Raw genomic sequence first — 14,957 nt, forward strand, 5'->3', positions numbered from 1 at the left:
CTACTGGAAATTCAAACTTGTTTCCAAGCTAAAACGTCTATTTCATTATAATACTGCGAATCTAAACAATGAGATGGTCATCATCACTATAAACATATATTCGTTTCACCATTAAAGGTCCAAGCAATCCTCCAACTCCAGTTAAAATGACATGGGGTATCAATGATGCTAATGAATAAATCCCTCACCTGCTCACTAATAAAAATGATTATAAAGTTCAATTTTAAAAAACGACACCCTAATGGGGTCATTTACTTTTATTCACCACCACTAAATTACGGGGAGTGTCACCAGCTAATCCCTCCATCAAGTTTTGCACTGCGAGAGTTGCCATTTTCAATCTTGTGGCGATGCTGGCACTCCCGATATGCGGTAATGTAACTACATTGGGCAATGTAAGCAGCGGGTGATCCACGGGAATTGGTTCCTCTTCAAATACATCCAATCCTGCCGCCCAGATCTCACGATTCTTCAGCGCCTTGTATAACGCCTTTTCATCAATAATCCCACCTCTTGCCGTATTAATGAGCACAGCGGACTCTTTCATTAATTCAAGCTGCTCCTTGCCGATCATATAAGCGGTTTCCGGTGTGAGCGGCAGCATGACGCAAACAAAATCAGAGATTTGGAGCAATTTTTCAAGTGGCTGATATTCGATACCTAATTCTTTTTCCTGTTCGTATTTACGGCTGCGATTAAAATAAACTAAGTTCATATCAAATCCCTTTGCTCTTTTAGCAAGGGCTTCGCCAATTCTCCCTAACCCGATGATTCCCATCGTTGCACCGTACACATCTTGTCCGGTCAGCTGCATGGGGGACCACGTTTCCCATTTTCCACTCTTTAAATAATCTTCCGCCTCCATCAGCCTTCTTGCCGTTGCAAGCAGCAAGCCGAAGGTTAAATCAGCAGTCGTTTCCGTTAAAACACCAGGTGTGTTCGTTACCATGATGCCCCTTTTTGTGGCACTAATAACATCAATGTTATTATGGCCAACTGCCATATTCGCGATGATTTTCAGATTAGCGGCCTTATCAATCAGTGACTCATCGATTTGTTCCGTCAACAAGCAAAGCAGCCCCTCGACTTCTTTCATTTCTTCTTCAAGGACTTCTCTAGGAACCGGTATATCCTCCTGGTTCCACATCCTTACATCATAATTCTTACATAGACCATCGATGATTTGTTCTGGCAATTTCCTTGTAATATAGATCCTGGGCTTCATTCTATATCCTCCTATACAGTTTTATTCATTCAGCAATTGTACTTTACACCTTTTAGTTTTCAATGATTAATGATAAGACCATTCATTTCCACGCGTTCTGTCTATTAAATTCTCGGGATCCTGTAAATTTCAGCTTGACAGTTTCATTCCATTTAACTAATCATAGAATAATAACCCTTTAAATTTCAATATTTAGTCAAATGAAATTTTTCCAATAAAGTTATCTCAATTTAGGAGGATATGGGACATTCATGAAAACTAATACAAAATTTAAAATTTTTCCAATTATGGCTCCAAGTGCTTTATCTTTAAAAAGCATAAACTTTTATTTAGTTAAACAGGATGAATCCTTAACATTAGTCGATGCTGGTATGAACGATGACATTTGCTGGAATGCATTGCAGGAAACATTAAAGAAAAATGGTTATACCCTTAAGGATATAACGGAAATTTTGTTAACCCACCACCATGGAGACCATGTTGGTTTGGTAAACCGGATTACAGCACTCCATCCGATTCCCGTCTATGCCCATACTAAATCCGTTCCTCGTTTAAAACGGGATCCTGACTTCTTAAGTATGAGAATTGAATTTTATAAGCAGCTTTATCTTGAGATGGGCTGTGGTGAACTTGGTGAAAAGCAAGTAGCTTACCTATTCAATGCAGTCGATAATAACAAAGACCAAAAACTGAATTGTGACATCATCGAAATCACGGAAAAACAAATGCTGAATTTCGAAGTGATCGAATTTCCCGGACATGCCCCGGATCAAATTGCCTTCCTTGACAAAAAGGAGAATCAGCTTCTTGCCGGTGATTTATTGATTGAACATATATCAAGTAATGCTTTGATCGAACCTGATGAAAACGGCAATCGAATGCTGACTCTTGTGGATCATATCGACTCATTAAAGCGGTGTTTATCTTTACAGGTGAAACTCCTCTTACCTGGTCATGGTAACATCATTGAGCAGCCTGGTCCTCTGATTGAAAAAAGACTCAATAGCATTGAGAGAAAATCACAAAAAATCTTGGCATTGATAGAATCTGGAATTTCTACAGGCAATGAACTGGCAAAGAAATTTTACAAACAAAAGTATGTAACAGAGTTCCCGCTTGTCATGTCAGAAATCATCGGCCAACTGGATTACTTAGAATATCAGGGAAAGGTCAAGAAACAAACCATCGAAAATGTAGTTCATTATCAAGCTATGTAACAATCAAAAAGGCTGAAATCCATTTTGGATTTCAGCCTTTTAAATTCACACACAAACTACAACTTGTCTGGAAAAAATGCCTTTCCTGGCTACACAGCGATCAGCAATTTCAAAACCCGCTTCACAAATCATATGATCCATCGTGTCAATCGTTACGACAACGACCTTGTCTGCAAAGCGCCTAGCATGTTTAAGGATCGAGAGTTGATCATCCGGTGTCGCATGTGTATATAAGTTGTAAGGCATATCGATAATCGCTACATCATAGTTACTGGTGACCTCCGAAATCGGACCCGTAGTTACATCACCTTCTAGTCCGAAATAGGCAATGTTCTCTCTAGAGCCATCCGTAACAAGTGGGTTGATATCTCGGCCAACAATATTTATCTCCATTGATAGTGCTTCTACCAATACCGTCCCGATTCCGCAACATGGATCAATGGCTTTGATTCCATCTGGATGTGGAACGGCTATGTTGGCAATGGCTCTCGCAACTCTTGTGCTAAGCGCTGTGGAATATTCACGCGGCTTCTTCATATGATGTAACCAAACCGCTTCGGGTTTGACATACTTCCCAAAATACCAACGGCCTCCTAAGGTCACTATTCCAAAGACCTGATCAGGATTACGCACATCTGCATTTCCCTGAATGTGCCAGCCAATCTCCCGTTCAATTTCGCGCTGTCCATCATAATCTATTTTTGCTTCTTTATTCAAATCATTAATTTTTACGAATAATACTTTGAACGTTGAATTAGGCAATTGAATATCCTTTACTTGCTCAACAATGTCGGATATGCTTTCCCCTTCAAACATGACATCGACCCGCCCTTTAATAAAAGGACTTCTGCTCGGTTCAATTTCTATATCACTTTTCAAAATATTTTCCGTAGTCTCAAAGCCAAAAAACGAGCGCATCTCCATTTTAGATAATGAGCGTTCGTCAGGGGTGCAGGTAAAGGTATATATATATGCCGGTATACGGCTAAGATTAGTCAATCCATTCCCATCCTTCATTTTACTTTAGATTATATCTTTCTATCAAACATAGCTGTAATAGGTTAGAAAAGCAAATGGAATCGTGCAGAAAAACAGCAGGGCGTGTTATTATTTCAACACTCCTGCTGTTTTTTTCATTGTCCAATCATACTCTCCATCTAAAGTAAGGGAAATTATTAATCCAATTTATACAGCTGACTATTTACATACTTTGCACGGGCCTTTATGAATTTTAGGATAAAATCGGGTTCATTATCAAATTTATCCTTTTTATCCTTGATATATGGGTCTTTTGAAACATAAGGTCTTATTTGATCATGCATTTCAGAAATGATAGGTTTCATATACTTAACGTTAAACTGGGTGTTCAAAATCTCCTTTAGAAGACTTTGGTATCGAACACGAAATGTCCTTATATCAAGGATTCTAGCAGTCAATGTATTAAACCCCTCGATTCCCACATAGTCCTCTTCCATCACTTTCCCATTGACATCCCTCCCCCATGTCGCATCATAGTCCCAGGGTATGATTTCAAAGAGTCCTGTATCTCCATTCCGATATAAGGCATAGTTATGAACGAACCCATCATAGTTTTGCGTCAATATGACACCAGCAAGCCACCGCAGATACTTTTCCATGTCGACATATTTTACTATTTCCCTTTCAAAATCCACCCTTGGAATTGTATTGATTTGCATAATCAATTCTTGTAAATATAATTCATCTTTTGCTGTGCCGCATTTTTTTTGATATCCCATCTCTAATGATTTTTTGATTCCTTTATCCAAATCGCTCATTAACGAGAAGTTGGCATCACCGTCCACTGCATAGAAAATTGACCCTTTTGGTAGATCCCTTTTCCTCAAATAATATTCATCCACTGATTCCAATTCCAGATATATTCCCTCGTCCTTTCCGTTCAGATTCAGGAAAACGAACTGGGATTTCGGTGATAAGGTCCCTATATCCGCAAAAAAATCCAAAGATAATTTATTTCTTAGTAAAGATCTATCCTTATATTCTCCATTTAAATGAATTTCCTTGGCGTTCCTAAATGTATTAGGTTTATAAAAAACTACATTATAGGACTTTTTCCGAAAACTTCGGATATGTGAGCCACGGTAAACAATATCAATATCCAGTTTTTTTTTGTTGATGGTTAACTTTGCAGGTACAGGATCATTGCACCATATATCGCTTCGAAGTTCCTTTAAATTTACAGGTGGAATAAAAAGCTGATACACAGGCAGCTTCTTGTCAGCATTCATATAACCTAACCCTTCCCTTTCACTTTCATATTAAATTATGGAAAAAAAGCAAAGGGGGTCACCCAAAACAAATTTTTTTATAAAATTGTGCTATTATCTCTGGCACATTACGTACAAGCGCATAGGTTAACGTATAGAAAGGGGGATATATAAATATGTCTGACATCATTGAAAGTATACAAAATGCGGTGGCTAGAGCCAATTCCTTCGGGTTAGGCGATTTCATGCATAATGACCCATGTTCAAAAGGCCGTTCTTCACGTAAAAACAACAATAATAGGCGAACTTCCCGCAGAGGCACTCAACGTTGCACTAGCAGGAATCGGTCCACTTCCGGCACGCAAAGGCGCTCTTGCTGGAAACGGAGATCTACATGCAGCACTCAGAGGAACACTAGCAGGAGGAGGTCCACTTGCAGCACCCAAAGGAACACTAGCAGGAGGAGGTCCACTTGCAGCACCCAAAGGCGCACTAGCAGGAGGAGGTCCACTTGCAGCACCCAAAGGCGCACTAGCAGGAGGAGGTCCACTTGCAGCACCCAAAGGCGCACTAGCAGAAATCGGTGTTCTTCTCACAACTGCAGATGCCACGGCAGCAGCAGAAACTTCCATAGGAAATGGAATTGGGGCTTCTAGGTTCACGAACCCTTTTAATGTATTTGTACAATAATATATTGAAGGGCAAAGAGGTGTTTTCTTCAACACCTCTTTTTTATATCCCGAAATCGTTACAAAAAAAGGAAGGATTATAAATTAAGATCCTCTAAAAAAAGATCCTACCCTCATACATACCGGTAGGATCCTTCTATTTTCCTTTATTTAACGGAGACCAATTCGAATTGTGCATACACATCTTTCAGCCCGGCTTGTATGGCTTGACCAGCCTTTCCACGATAATACATTTGTACACGATCAATTAGTTCATCGATACCATCTTTCAGACAATAACCGCGCAGCAATTGACGAATGAATTCCCTACCATGCTCTGTGGCAAGTGTACAGGAAGCCTCGACGATAACACCATATTTAAAGTCCAGTTCTACAGTTATCGTGATGGAATCATATATATTTCTCGCTGCCATACCTTGTGGAAGTTTTGCATGCCCTGCAATTAAATATGTGTTCATCATCTGATCTCCTCTATATAATTAATGTACGGAAACTTGCTCGAAGGGCCATGCAGGCAATTGCTTTCGAAGCTCTTTATCTTTTCTGTAGCCAAGTGCGTATTCACCCTGCATCACAGTATGAATTTCACGGGTTCCCTCGTAAATGACCGGAGCTTTTGAATTCCGCAGAAAACGTTCGACCGGATATTCATCAGAGTAGCCATAGGCGCCATGGATTTGAACGGCATCATTGGCTGCTTCATTAGCAGCATTACATGACACCCACTTAGCAAGGGATGTTTCCTTCGTATTCCGTTTTCCTTGGTTTTTTAAAGTCCCCGCTTTAAAGACCAGTAATCTTGATATCTCTAAATTTGCAGTCATCTTGGCGATCATCTGTTGAACTAGCTGATGCCTGCCAATCTCTTTTCCAAATGTACTTCGTTCATGGCAATACTTCAAGCTTGCTTCCAGGCTTGCTTCAATTAATCCTACAGCACCAGCGGCCACTGTAAACCGGCCACTGTCCAATGCCGACATGGAAATTTTAAAGCCTTCTCCCTCTTCACCAACCCTATTCTCCACCGGAACTTTTACATCCGTTAAAAAGATTTCGCCTGTATTCCCTGCACGAATTCCTAATTTGCCTTTAATGGCTTTCGACTCCACGCCCTCAAAAGTTCTTTCTACAATGAAAGCAGTAATTCCCTTTGAACCAAGATCATGATCGGTCTTGGCAAATATGAGGAAATGATCCGCATAATCACAGAGTGAAATCCATGTTTTAGACCCATTTAAAATATAATGATCCCCAACACGCTTTGCCGTTGATTTCATTGCCGCTACATCAGACCCTGCATTCGGTTCAGTCAGACCAAAAGCACCAATCTTGGTCCCTTTTGCTTGCGGAACTAAATATTTCTGTTTTTGTTCTTCCGTCCCCCATTGCAACAGAGTCATGCTATTCAAGCCTGTATGTACAGACACTGCAGTTCGGTAAGCCGTATCGCCTCTCTCCAACTCTTCACAAACGATTGCCAGGGTATTATAATCCATTCCGACCCCGCCATACTCTTCGGGTATACAGACGCCCATCAATTGTAATTCAGCTAGTCTTTTTAAAATATGGGGTTGAAATTGACCTTGCCTATCCCATTCTTGAATATATGGGATAATTTCCTTATCGACAAATTTCCTTACCACTTTTTTCACGCTTTGCTGCTCTTCTGTTAATTCGAAATTCATCATCAAAATTCCTCCTAAATAATTTTATTTTGCTTAAATTTGATTATTTGGTCCGGGTCATACCCTATTTCTGCCAAAATGGTATCGGTGTGCTCTCCATACAGCGGTGGGTGGTTTCTCATCGTGACAGGGGTTTTTGAAAGGTTAAGGGGCGATCCTGTCATTCTAAGGTCTTGGATTGTAGGATGTTCCATTTTCACCAACATTCCCCTTGCAATGATTTGTGGATCTTCGAACATCTCTGCAATATCATTAATCGGACCATTCGGTATTCCTGCATCATCAAACAGCATTTTCCACTCTTTCTTTGTCTTTCCTTTCAATGAATCCTCTATTATAGATATTAATTCTTCCTTGTTCAGCAAACGATTTTCGTTATGCTTAAACTGTTCTCGCTCCGCTAAATCGGGTTTGCCTATAACAGTTGTGAATCGCCTGAACTGTTCATCATTCCCTACAGCCACCACGAGCTCTCCATCGCTTGTACGAAATGTTTGATATGGAACGATATTTGGGTGTTGGTTTCCCATTCGTTCAGGGGTCAAACCGTTGAATAAATAGTTGCTGGCGACATTCACTAGTGAAGATACCTGACAATCCATTAACGAAATATCTATTTCCTGTCCTTCCCCCGCTTTATCCCTATGATGTAAAGCTGATAAAATGCCAATGCATGTATATAAGCCAGTCAATATGTCAGCTATGGCCACACCGACTTTTACGGGGTTCCCATCCTTTTCTCCTGTAATGCTCATCAAACCGCTCATCGCTTGAATGATATAATCATAGCCAGGTAAATCTTTATAAGGACCGGTTAAACCGAATCCAGTAATCGAGGCCATGATCAGTTTGGGGTTGAATTCCTTTAATTCTTCATAACCTAATCCCATTTTTCCCAAGGTGCCCGTCTTGAAATTTTGAATCACTATATCCCCGGAAGACACCAACTTCCGGAAAATCTCTTTCCCTTGTTCCGACTTTAAATTCAAGGTCATGCTTTGCTTATTTCGATTCGCACATAAATAGTAAGCGCTTTCTCCTTGGGCGAAAGGCGGACCCCATCCTCTCGTTTCATCACCTGATTCATGATGCTCGATTTTAATAACATCGGCACCCAAATCACCAAGAATCATTGTACAAAACGGCCCTGCCAAAACACGGGAGACATCAATGATCCTGACTCCTTCCAAAGCTCCATTCATATCATCACCCCTTTCAAACTATCGCGATACAAAAAAAGAGCCAGTAAAACAAACAATGTACTTACATTGAACGTTTCACTGACCCTTATCCACGCACTGTCTTCCTGCAAAGGAAGATCAAGTGAACCAAGTCAATTTTTATGAATTCCAGATTTATAACAAGCCGGCCATGCAACAAGGTAACTTGCTGTCATCGGTTTGGTAAATTAAGTATAAATCCATTATTTGAATTTTGCAATAATTTTGTTTGATGGTCAATTGGTAATGCCTAAATATTCTTAAATACAATACACAGTATTTGAAATTGCCTTTATTCGTGTTAAATGTGATGATTGGAGATACTTAAATGATTCGTACGATCCATTAACGCTCGACAAACAAGGAAAGATTCAAAGGGAGATGGCAATATGGTCAATATAAAAAAGGAAATAATCGAAGCGATCAAGAAATACCCAACGATAATCATTCACCGCCATGTTAATCCGGACCCCGATGCATTGGGATCACAAATCGGCTTCCAACGGCTTTTGAAGCACTCTTACCCTTCCAAGGAAGTTTTTGTGGTAGGCGATGAAGTGGATAGGCTTTTATTCATTGGTGAAATGGATGTCATTACCGATAACAAATATAAAGGGGCTTTGGTGATTGTGTGTGATACTGCCAACATTTCACGAATCAGTGATCCCCGCCATGAACTCGGGGATATGCTGATCAAAATTGACCACCATCCCGAATATGAATTATTTGGCGACATTTCTTGGGTCGACCCTTCTTATAGCTCTACATGCGAAATGCTTGTTGAATTAAGTATGGAATTTCAAGAAGACTTTTTCCTGAATAAAGAAACGGCTAAAGCACTTTATGCAGGGATACTTAGTGATACAGGGAATTTCATGAATGGGAATATCACTCCTAGAACTTTAAAAATGGTTTCGCATTTAAGAACTTATAATTTTCAGCCAGAAAGAATCCATAACTTTCTTAATACAAAAACGCCAAACTCTTCAAGGCTTCAAAAAGACATTCTCATGACCTACAGGATAACCAACAAAGGGGTAGCTTACTTCTTTATTACGGAGGATCTGATAAATATGTATGGAGTAGACCGAGTCGAAGCTTCGAATTTAATCAATACGCTTTCAAGCATTAGAGGTAGCAAGATCTGGGCGTTTTTCATCGAATATCCTAAGGAAATCCGTGTCAGGATTCGTTCGCGGAATATTCCCATCGATTCCGTAGCCCGTCAATTCAATGGGGGCGGACATTCATTGGCTTCAGGTGCAACCATCCATTCCTGGGAAGAGGTTGATCAAGTTATTCAAGCATTGAATCACGTCTGTCCATAGCAGGGAGTCATTGTTTGCAGGAGTGAATAAACATTCCTAACTTCATTACAAAAAGACGCCTAAGCCCGAACGGCTGAGGCGCCTTCTTATTTCAAGTTACTTGGTGACTTCTCCAAGAATGGATAAATCGATCAGGCCTTTAATATCACTGCTAGGAATATAACCCGCCTCTTTGCTTATATCAGCCATTTCTTGAATGACTTGCTCATTCACATCAGTTGTCACTTCAAGGCGTGAAAATGCCGAGGCAACTTCTTCTTTACTTAATTCTTTTCCAGTCAGTTTCTTCAAATGCTTAATAACTAGTTCTTGGCTTTCTTCAGGATTTTTTCGAATAAAATCCACCGCTTTCTTATGCGCTTTCAAATAGGAAGCAGCGAGACCTTTTTTATCCAAGAACTTCTGGCTTGCAGCCACTACAGTGTTTGGTGAATCTTTTCCCCATGCAAACTGATCCCAGTCAAGCACTAACTTTCCCTTTGCCTGGTTTTCCAATACGTATCCCCATGGTTCCTGTGTCGCTGCTGCATCGACTGACTTTTGGACAAAAAGAGCGGTTGTATCAGCAGGTGCTGATGCATATAGCTCAACTGTTCCCCCATTTGTAGACGGTTTTAAGTCAACATCTTGAAGCGCTTTTCTAAGCATGACATCCTGTGTACTACCTATGACGGGAATCGCTACCTTTTTACCATCCAAATCTTTTAAATCCGTAACCTTGCTTCCCTCACTTGCCACAAGAACGGCACCGCCATTAACTGCTCCAGAGATTAGGTGGTATTCCGGGTTTTTAACGTAAAAGTTAAGCAAAGGACCAGGTCCGACAGTTCCGACGTCAATAGCGTTTGTAGCCATTGCTTCCATAAATAATCCGCCATTTGCCACCGTTTTGGTTTCTATCTTAACATCTTTACCGAACTCTTCTTCAAAATAGCCTTTTTCAAGCGCAATGATCGTTGCACTATGAGTTAAATTAGGAAAATATCCAATTTTCACGGTTTGTTTCCCAGAACCCTTTCCCTCGTCTTTACTGGTGGACTGGGTGCACCCGCTTACTATTCCGATGAACAATACAGACAAAATAAGGGCAAAAAATGATTTTTTCATATTTTTCTCTCCTTTTTTACTATGATCTTATTAAACTACCGTTGATTCACTCCCCATTTAAGTTGAACACTACGTTCGAGACGGGAGAAGACTACATTATCGACGATTGTTCCGATAATTGCGATAATGACCATTACGGAGATGACCAAATCCATTTGACCCAATGATCTGCCCATTTCAAGCAATTGTCCAAGACCGCCTCCTCCGCCAAGCAATTCACCAGCCATCAATGCGCGCCAGGAAAATGCCCACGCAATTCGAAGTCCGGAAATTATTTGCGGGACGGAAGCTGGTAAAATCACGGTGCGCAGAAAGTGAAAACCTGTCGATCCATATGTTTTGGCAACCCGTTGATACAACTGGGGCACATTTCGGAATCCGCTGGTTGCATTAACTGTCATCGTCCATGTTGCACCGATGGTGACGATAAAGAGAATCGAGAAATCATTCAACCCAAACCAAATGATCGCTAAAGGGAACCAAACGATACTCGGGATGGACTGTAAGGCCGTCACGACGAATCCTAAAGTGTCTTCAACCAGTTTGAAGCGCCAAATGAAATAGCCTAATATCAGACCTACTATAATGGCAATCGTAAAGCCTATCAGGATACGGCCGAGGCTTTTTCCGATAGCTTCGGTTATTTGTCCGCTTACTAGCCCTTTAAACAAAGTTTCCAAAACCTGAGTCAGGCTCGGGAACATGAAATCCGGAAGACTGGATAATCTAGATGTGACTTCCCATATCCCCGCTATCATCGCGATGAATATGATTCGTCTTAAAGCTGTAATCATTCCCCATTTCCTCCTTCAACACTTTTTCAATTTCCTCCTGCAAGATAGATAGAACCCTTTGTTCAGTATGTAAAGTTACACTATCCGGCATAACTCCATCTTTCATGGAAGGGACGGAAATCGTCTCTTTAATTTTCCCGGGACGGGTTGCAAAGACGATAATTTTTTCGGAAAGCTGAACGGCCTCACGAATATTATGGGTAACGAAAAAGATTGTCACCTTTGTTTTTCTCCAGATTTCGAGCAACTCTTTATGCAAGACCATCCTCGTTTGCTCATCAAGCGCAGAAAATGGCTCATCCATCAAGAGAATATCCGGTTCCATCACCAGCGCTCTTGCGATGGCTACCCTCTGTTTCATGCCCCCTGATAGTTGATGTGGATAGGAGTCCACATAACGGCTGAGATGAACCATTTTTAAAATGTCCATTGCCTTCGATTTAGCCTCTTCTTTGGGCATTTTCTTTAGCTTCAAGCCGTATGTAACATTTTCAAGTACCGTTAACCAGGGAAATAACCCAGCCTCTTGAAAAACTACCACCCGTTCCGGTCCAGGCTTCATCACCTTTTTTCCAGCTACACGTATTTCACCTTTATCAGCCTTATCAAGGCCAGCGATTAGATAAAGGAGTGTCGATTTCCCGCAACCCGATGGTCCGACGATGGAAACGAAACTTCCTTTCTCGACCTCTATGTTAATCTCGTCAAGTACCTTTGTGCGTTCTTTATGTTCATTCGAAAAACTTTTTTCTATGCCATCTATTGTTAAATACATAAAGTCACCCCACTTTTATATCGCATCGATTCACAAAACATTATTTCTTAATAATGATTAATCCAATGGTTTTTGTCAACTATAAAAATGCAAAAATTCTAATTTTTTGATATCTTTCTATTTAGCTTTCAATTCCATGCCCATATCAAAAACTCACTTGACAAATTCCTTACTTCACACAAAAGGCCTGAGCCCTTTTATTAAGGCTCAGGCTGATTTTATAATTTAATGAGGCATCTTGAGTGCCTTGCATTTCAAGGTCCCCCATAAACATTTAATATCTAGAAAATCCTGCTTCCATACAATTTATCCTTCATCTTTTGCGTCCTAGCATGCAAGGGCTTTTTCAAAATGATACCTATAAGGAACGCGATTAATAAAAAGAGAAACAGGATGAAAATATCCTTGCCAGCAACGCTCCAGGTTATTCCACCAACCGATTCACGAAGTAAGCCAACGGCATAGGTGAATGGCAAAAAGGGGTTGATATGTTGGAAAAAGGGCGGTGTCACTTGAATGGGGAAGGTGCCGCCTGAACTTGATATTTGAAGGACCATCAAGACTACACTCAACCCTTTTCCAACATTACCCAGAACTGAAACCAACGTATACACAATGAGTGTAAATACTGTACTTATCAAGACAGAAAACATGATGTACTCAAATTTATCCGCTACATACACACCAATCAGGATAATATTCCCAATGGAAACACTAAGTGCCTGCATTAATCCAATGATGAAGAATATAAGGTACCGCCCAATATAAACTTGATACGGGCTGTAAACTTTATGAGAAACACCTACGCTAAGCATGGAAATCAAAATTGTGCCGCCCACCCATAGGGATAATGCCGTGAAGAAAGGAGACATGGCAGATCCATAGTTTGGGATTGGAAATAAACTGTGTTTATTGAGCAGTACTGGTTCTGAAAAAAAGTCACTTTCTTGTTCAATGTCATTCCTCAGGAACGCAATCACTTCTTCCATATTATAAGACTTATCGATTTCTCTCATTTTAGATGCTAGAGCCGTTATTTTCGATTCTATTTCCGGAAACTTTTCCTGTAATTCATCGATTTCTCCTGTACGTGTTTCCAACGTTCGATTGGTCTCATTCAATAGTGTCCTCACTTCAGGAAGAACCTGGCTGCCCTCCGTCATCGTAAGCTGAACTTTCTGCAATATGGAATCCGTTTCATTCCATATTGCATTGAATTTTGGACCTGTATCCTTTGAATAGTTATCCTGGAAGCTTGCCAAGACTTGATCATTGTTCTCACCAAGATTTATAAGTGAGCCGAAGGAGCGATCATTCAGCGCTTGAAGTTGTTTCGAAACATTATCCCGAAGATCATCTACTAGCTGTATTTCTGGTTGAAGCCCGTTTTTTGCACTAAATTGATTGACTCTCACCAATAAGTTAAACATGCTGTCCAAAAGGTACAACTCTTTATTTATCCTCGTTATCCCTTGATCAACTAACTGATCCGCTTCATTGCCCGGCAAATCCTGATCCGTTAACCGGTTTGCCAGCACTAATATGGATTCATTATCACTCCTTAAATTCGCAATATCATTTTGCAAGAGTGGATTCATTTCTTCGAAAGCCTGCCTTGTTGAATCTACATAACTAGAAACGTCAGACTCCAATTTATCCTTCTGCGACGTTATTCCTTCTATTGCATCAAGACCATCATTTACCATCTTAATGATATCCTCTGCCCTTTTTACATGTGTTCGAACAGTTTTGATATTTTTTTCAAGTTCAGGCAGTTCCCCCTCTAATAAATACACCATATTTTTCATTTTTTGAATGGTTGGCAACTCATTTTGCAACGTGATACCCAGTTCATTAAAGATGGAAAGGATACTCCCACTAGCTGATTTAATAAAGCTTTTGCTCACATTGTCTACAATGCTGTTGGCTCCTGCAGCGGTAATTTTAGGAGCAATGGAATTGATTTTTTCATTCACATAGTAATCAATCTCCGCTTTCATTGGGTCATCCGTCATGATGGTCGCGATATGTTCCGAAAAATTCTCTGGAATAATGATCGTTGCGTAATAATCCCCCTTTTCCACCTTTGCAATCGCATCTTTTTCATTTGTGAATCTCCAGCCTAAATCTTTATTCCCCTTTAAACCCTCTATGACTTCTTTTCCTAAATTCACGGTTTTACCATTTAACTCCGCACCTTTATCATTATTGGACACACCGACGAGGATCCCTTCCGTGTTTCCATATGGGTCCCAAGACGCGACAATATTAAACCATGCATAAATGGACGGGATGAACATAAGAAAAATAACAACGATCCAAACAAAGAAGTTTTTATAAATGCTCTTTAAATCGTCAATGAAAATTTCCCGAATATTTCTCAAAACATACCCCCGTACAAAAGTATTTTGATACTATTATTCGAAGAAATTTCTTAATCAATACTAAGTAAACATATCCATGGATTTTTCAAACCAAATAAAAAAAGCGTATAGCACTGCCTAGTTTAAAAGGAAGTACGTTTCATAAAATGATTAATTTTTATTGACCTCCCACCAATGGAATAAATCTATCAATTTATGTAAGATGGGTTCCCAATCGAAAGACGGTATCTTGTCTTTTTCCTTTTTTAGTTACAGAATAAATGGCTTCCTGTAAGAACACACTATTA

The 14,957-nt window shown here is 40.1% G+C and carries 13 protein-coding genes; 3 read left to right on the forward strand and 10 right to left on the reverse strand.

Translation table 11 applies throughout. The annotated features are described in order from the left end of the window. Positions 1-247: 247 nt before the first annotated feature. A complete protein-coding gene (locus tag LQ203_RS10440; protein ID WP_230157773.1) occupies positions 248-1,225 on the reverse strand; it encodes a D-glycerate dehydrogenase in 978 nt (325 codons plus the stop codon). 251 nt (positions 1,226-1,476) lie between these two features. Between LQ203_RS10440 and LQ203_RS10445 the strand changes: the two genes are divergently transcribed. Then, entirely contained in the window at positions 1,477-2,442 is a 966-nt protein-coding gene (locus LQ203_RS10445; RefSeq protein WP_230157775.1) for an MBL fold metallo-hydrolase, read from the forward strand. Positions 2,443-2,487: 45 nt separating this feature from the next. Here LQ203_RS10445 and LQ203_RS10450 read toward each other — a convergent pair whose 3' ends face one another. Together LQ203_RS10450 and LQ203_RS10455 are read right to left on the reverse strand one after the other, a co-directional pair. After that, positions 2,488-3,441, reverse strand: a complete 954-nt coding sequence (locus LQ203_RS10450; protein ID WP_230157776.1) for an RNA methyltransferase — start codon at positions 3,439-3,441, stop codon at positions 2,488-2,490. A 176-nt stretch (positions 3,442-3,617) separates the two neighbouring features. Then, positions 3,618-4,709, reverse strand: coding sequence for a CotH kinase family protein (locus LQ203_RS10455; protein ID WP_230157777.1), 1,092 nt, complete (start codon positions 4,707-4,709; stop codon positions 3,618-3,620). Positions 4,710-4,940: 231 nt separating this feature from the next. Between LQ203_RS10455 and LQ203_RS10460 the strand changes: the two genes are divergently transcribed. Continuing rightward, the gene (locus LQ203_RS10460) at positions 4,941-5,378 is read left to right on the forward strand and encodes a hypothetical protein (RefSeq protein WP_230157778.1); all 438 of its coding nucleotides are present in this window, start codon (positions 4,941-4,943) and stop codon (positions 5,376-5,378) included. A gap of 145 nt (positions 5,379-5,523) precedes the next feature. Here LQ203_RS10460 and LQ203_RS10465 read toward each other — a convergent pair whose 3' ends face one another. The 3 genes from LQ203_RS10465 to LQ203_RS10475 are packed head-to-tail and all read right to left on the reverse strand — an operon-like array spanning position 5,524 to position 8,264. After that, on the reverse strand, positions 5,524-5,835 hold the full coding sequence (locus LQ203_RS10465) for a DUF3870 domain-containing protein (protein WP_230157780.1): 312 nt from the start codon (positions 5,833-5,835) through the stop codon (positions 5,524-5,526). 21 nt (positions 5,836-5,856) lie between these two features. Then, positions 5,857-7,062, reverse strand: coding sequence for an acyl-CoA dehydrogenase family protein (locus LQ203_RS10470; protein WP_230157884.1), 1,206 nt, complete (start codon positions 7,060-7,062; stop codon positions 5,857-5,859). Between the two features lie 14 nt (positions 7,063-7,076). After that, positions 7,077-8,264 carry a CaiB/BaiF CoA-transferase family protein gene (locus LQ203_RS10475; RefSeq protein WP_230157782.1) on the reverse strand — a complete coding sequence of 396 codons (1,188 nt, stop codon included), beginning with the start codon at positions 8,262-8,264 and terminating at the stop codon, positions 7,077-7,079. Between the two features lie 407 nt (positions 8,265-8,671). On the opposite strand from LQ203_RS10475, the gene LQ203_RS10480 reads away from it, so the two are divergent. Then, positions 8,672-9,610 (forward strand): bifunctional oligoribonuclease/PAP phosphatase NrnA, encoded by a 939-nt coding sequence (locus LQ203_RS10480; RefSeq protein ID WP_230157784.1) that lies wholly within the window; start codon positions 8,672-8,674, stop codon positions 9,608-9,610. A 96-nt stretch (positions 9,611-9,706) separates the two neighbouring features. On the opposite strand, the gene LQ203_RS10485 is transcribed toward LQ203_RS10480, so the two are convergent. The 4 genes from LQ203_RS10485 to LQ203_RS10500 all read right to left on the reverse strand — a co-directional run bounded on the left by LQ203_RS10485 (position 9,707) and on the right by LQ203_RS10500 (position 14,670). Beyond that, positions 9,707-10,717 (reverse strand): aliphatic sulfonate ABC transporter substrate-binding protein, encoded by a 1,011-nt coding sequence (locus tag LQ203_RS10485; RefSeq protein ID WP_230157785.1) that lies wholly within the window; start codon positions 10,715-10,717, stop codon positions 9,707-9,709. Positions 10,718-10,752: 35 nt separating this feature from the next. Continuing rightward, positions 10,753-11,511, reverse strand: coding sequence for an ABC transporter permease (locus LQ203_RS10490; RefSeq protein WP_230157787.1), 759 nt, complete (start codon positions 11,509-11,511; stop codon positions 10,753-10,755). Next, positions 11,444-12,286, reverse strand: a complete 843-nt coding sequence (locus tag LQ203_RS10495; RefSeq protein WP_230157789.1) for an ABC transporter ATP-binding protein — start codon at positions 12,284-12,286, stop codon at positions 11,444-11,446. The genes LQ203_RS10490 and LQ203_RS10495 overlap by 68 nt, the downstream gene beginning before the upstream one ends. A 281-nt stretch (positions 12,287-12,567) precedes the next feature. After that, positions 12,568-14,670: a YhgE/Pip domain-containing protein gene (locus LQ203_RS10500; RefSeq protein ID WP_230157791.1), complete on the reverse strand. Its 2,103-nt coding sequence runs from the start codon at positions 14,668-14,670 to the stop codon at positions 12,568-12,570. Between the last annotated feature and the right edge of the window lie 287 nt (positions 14,671-14,957).

It is taken from the genome of Peribacillus sp. Bi96 (genome assembly GCF_918698115.1).
Lineage (GTDB): Bacteria > Bacillota > Bacilli > Bacillales > DSM-1321 > Peribacillus.

Bases quoted from the DNA above. Each gene is read 5' to 3' on its own strand.
- LQ203_RS10440 (WP_230157773.1), bottom strand. From the start codon at position 1,225: ATGAAGCCCAGGATCTATATTACAAGGAAATTGCCAGAACAAATCATC.
- LQ203_RS10445 (WP_230157775.1), top strand. From the start codon at position 1,477: ATGAAAACTAATACAAAATTTAAAATTTTTCCAATTATGGCTCCAAGT.
- LQ203_RS10455 (WP_230157777.1), bottom strand. From the start codon at position 4,709: ATGAATGCTGACAAGAAGCTGCCTGTGTATCAGCTTTTTATTCCACCT.
- LQ203_RS10460 (WP_230157778.1), top strand. From the start codon at position 4,941: ATGACCCATGTTCAAAAGGCCGTTCTTCACGTAAAAACAACAATAATA.
- LQ203_RS10465 (WP_230157780.1), bottom strand. From the start codon at position 5,835: ATGAACACATATTTAATTGCAGGGCATGCAAAACTTCCACAAGGTATG.
- LQ203_RS10470 (WP_230157884.1), bottom strand. From the start codon at position 7,062: ATGAATTTCGAATTAACAGAAGAGCAGCAAAGCGTGAAAAAAGTGGTA.
- LQ203_RS10475 (WP_230157782.1), bottom strand. From the start codon at position 8,264: ATGAATGGAGCTTTGGAAGGAGTCAGGATCATTGATGTCTCCCGTGTT.
- LQ203_RS10480 (WP_230157784.1), top strand. From the start codon at position 8,672: ATGGTCAATATAAAAAAGGAAATAATCGAAGCGATCAAGAAATACCCA.
- LQ203_RS10485 (WP_230157785.1), bottom strand. From the start codon at position 10,717: ATGAAAAAATCATTTTTTGCCCTTATTTTGTCTGTATTGTTCATCGGA.
- LQ203_RS10490 (WP_230157787.1), bottom strand. From the start codon at position 11,511: ATGATTACAGCTTTAAGACGAATCATATTCATCGCGATGATAGCGGGG.
- LQ203_RS10495 (WP_230157789.1), bottom strand. From the start codon at position 12,286: ATGTATTTAACAATAGATGGCATAGAAAAAAGTTTTTCGAATGAACAT.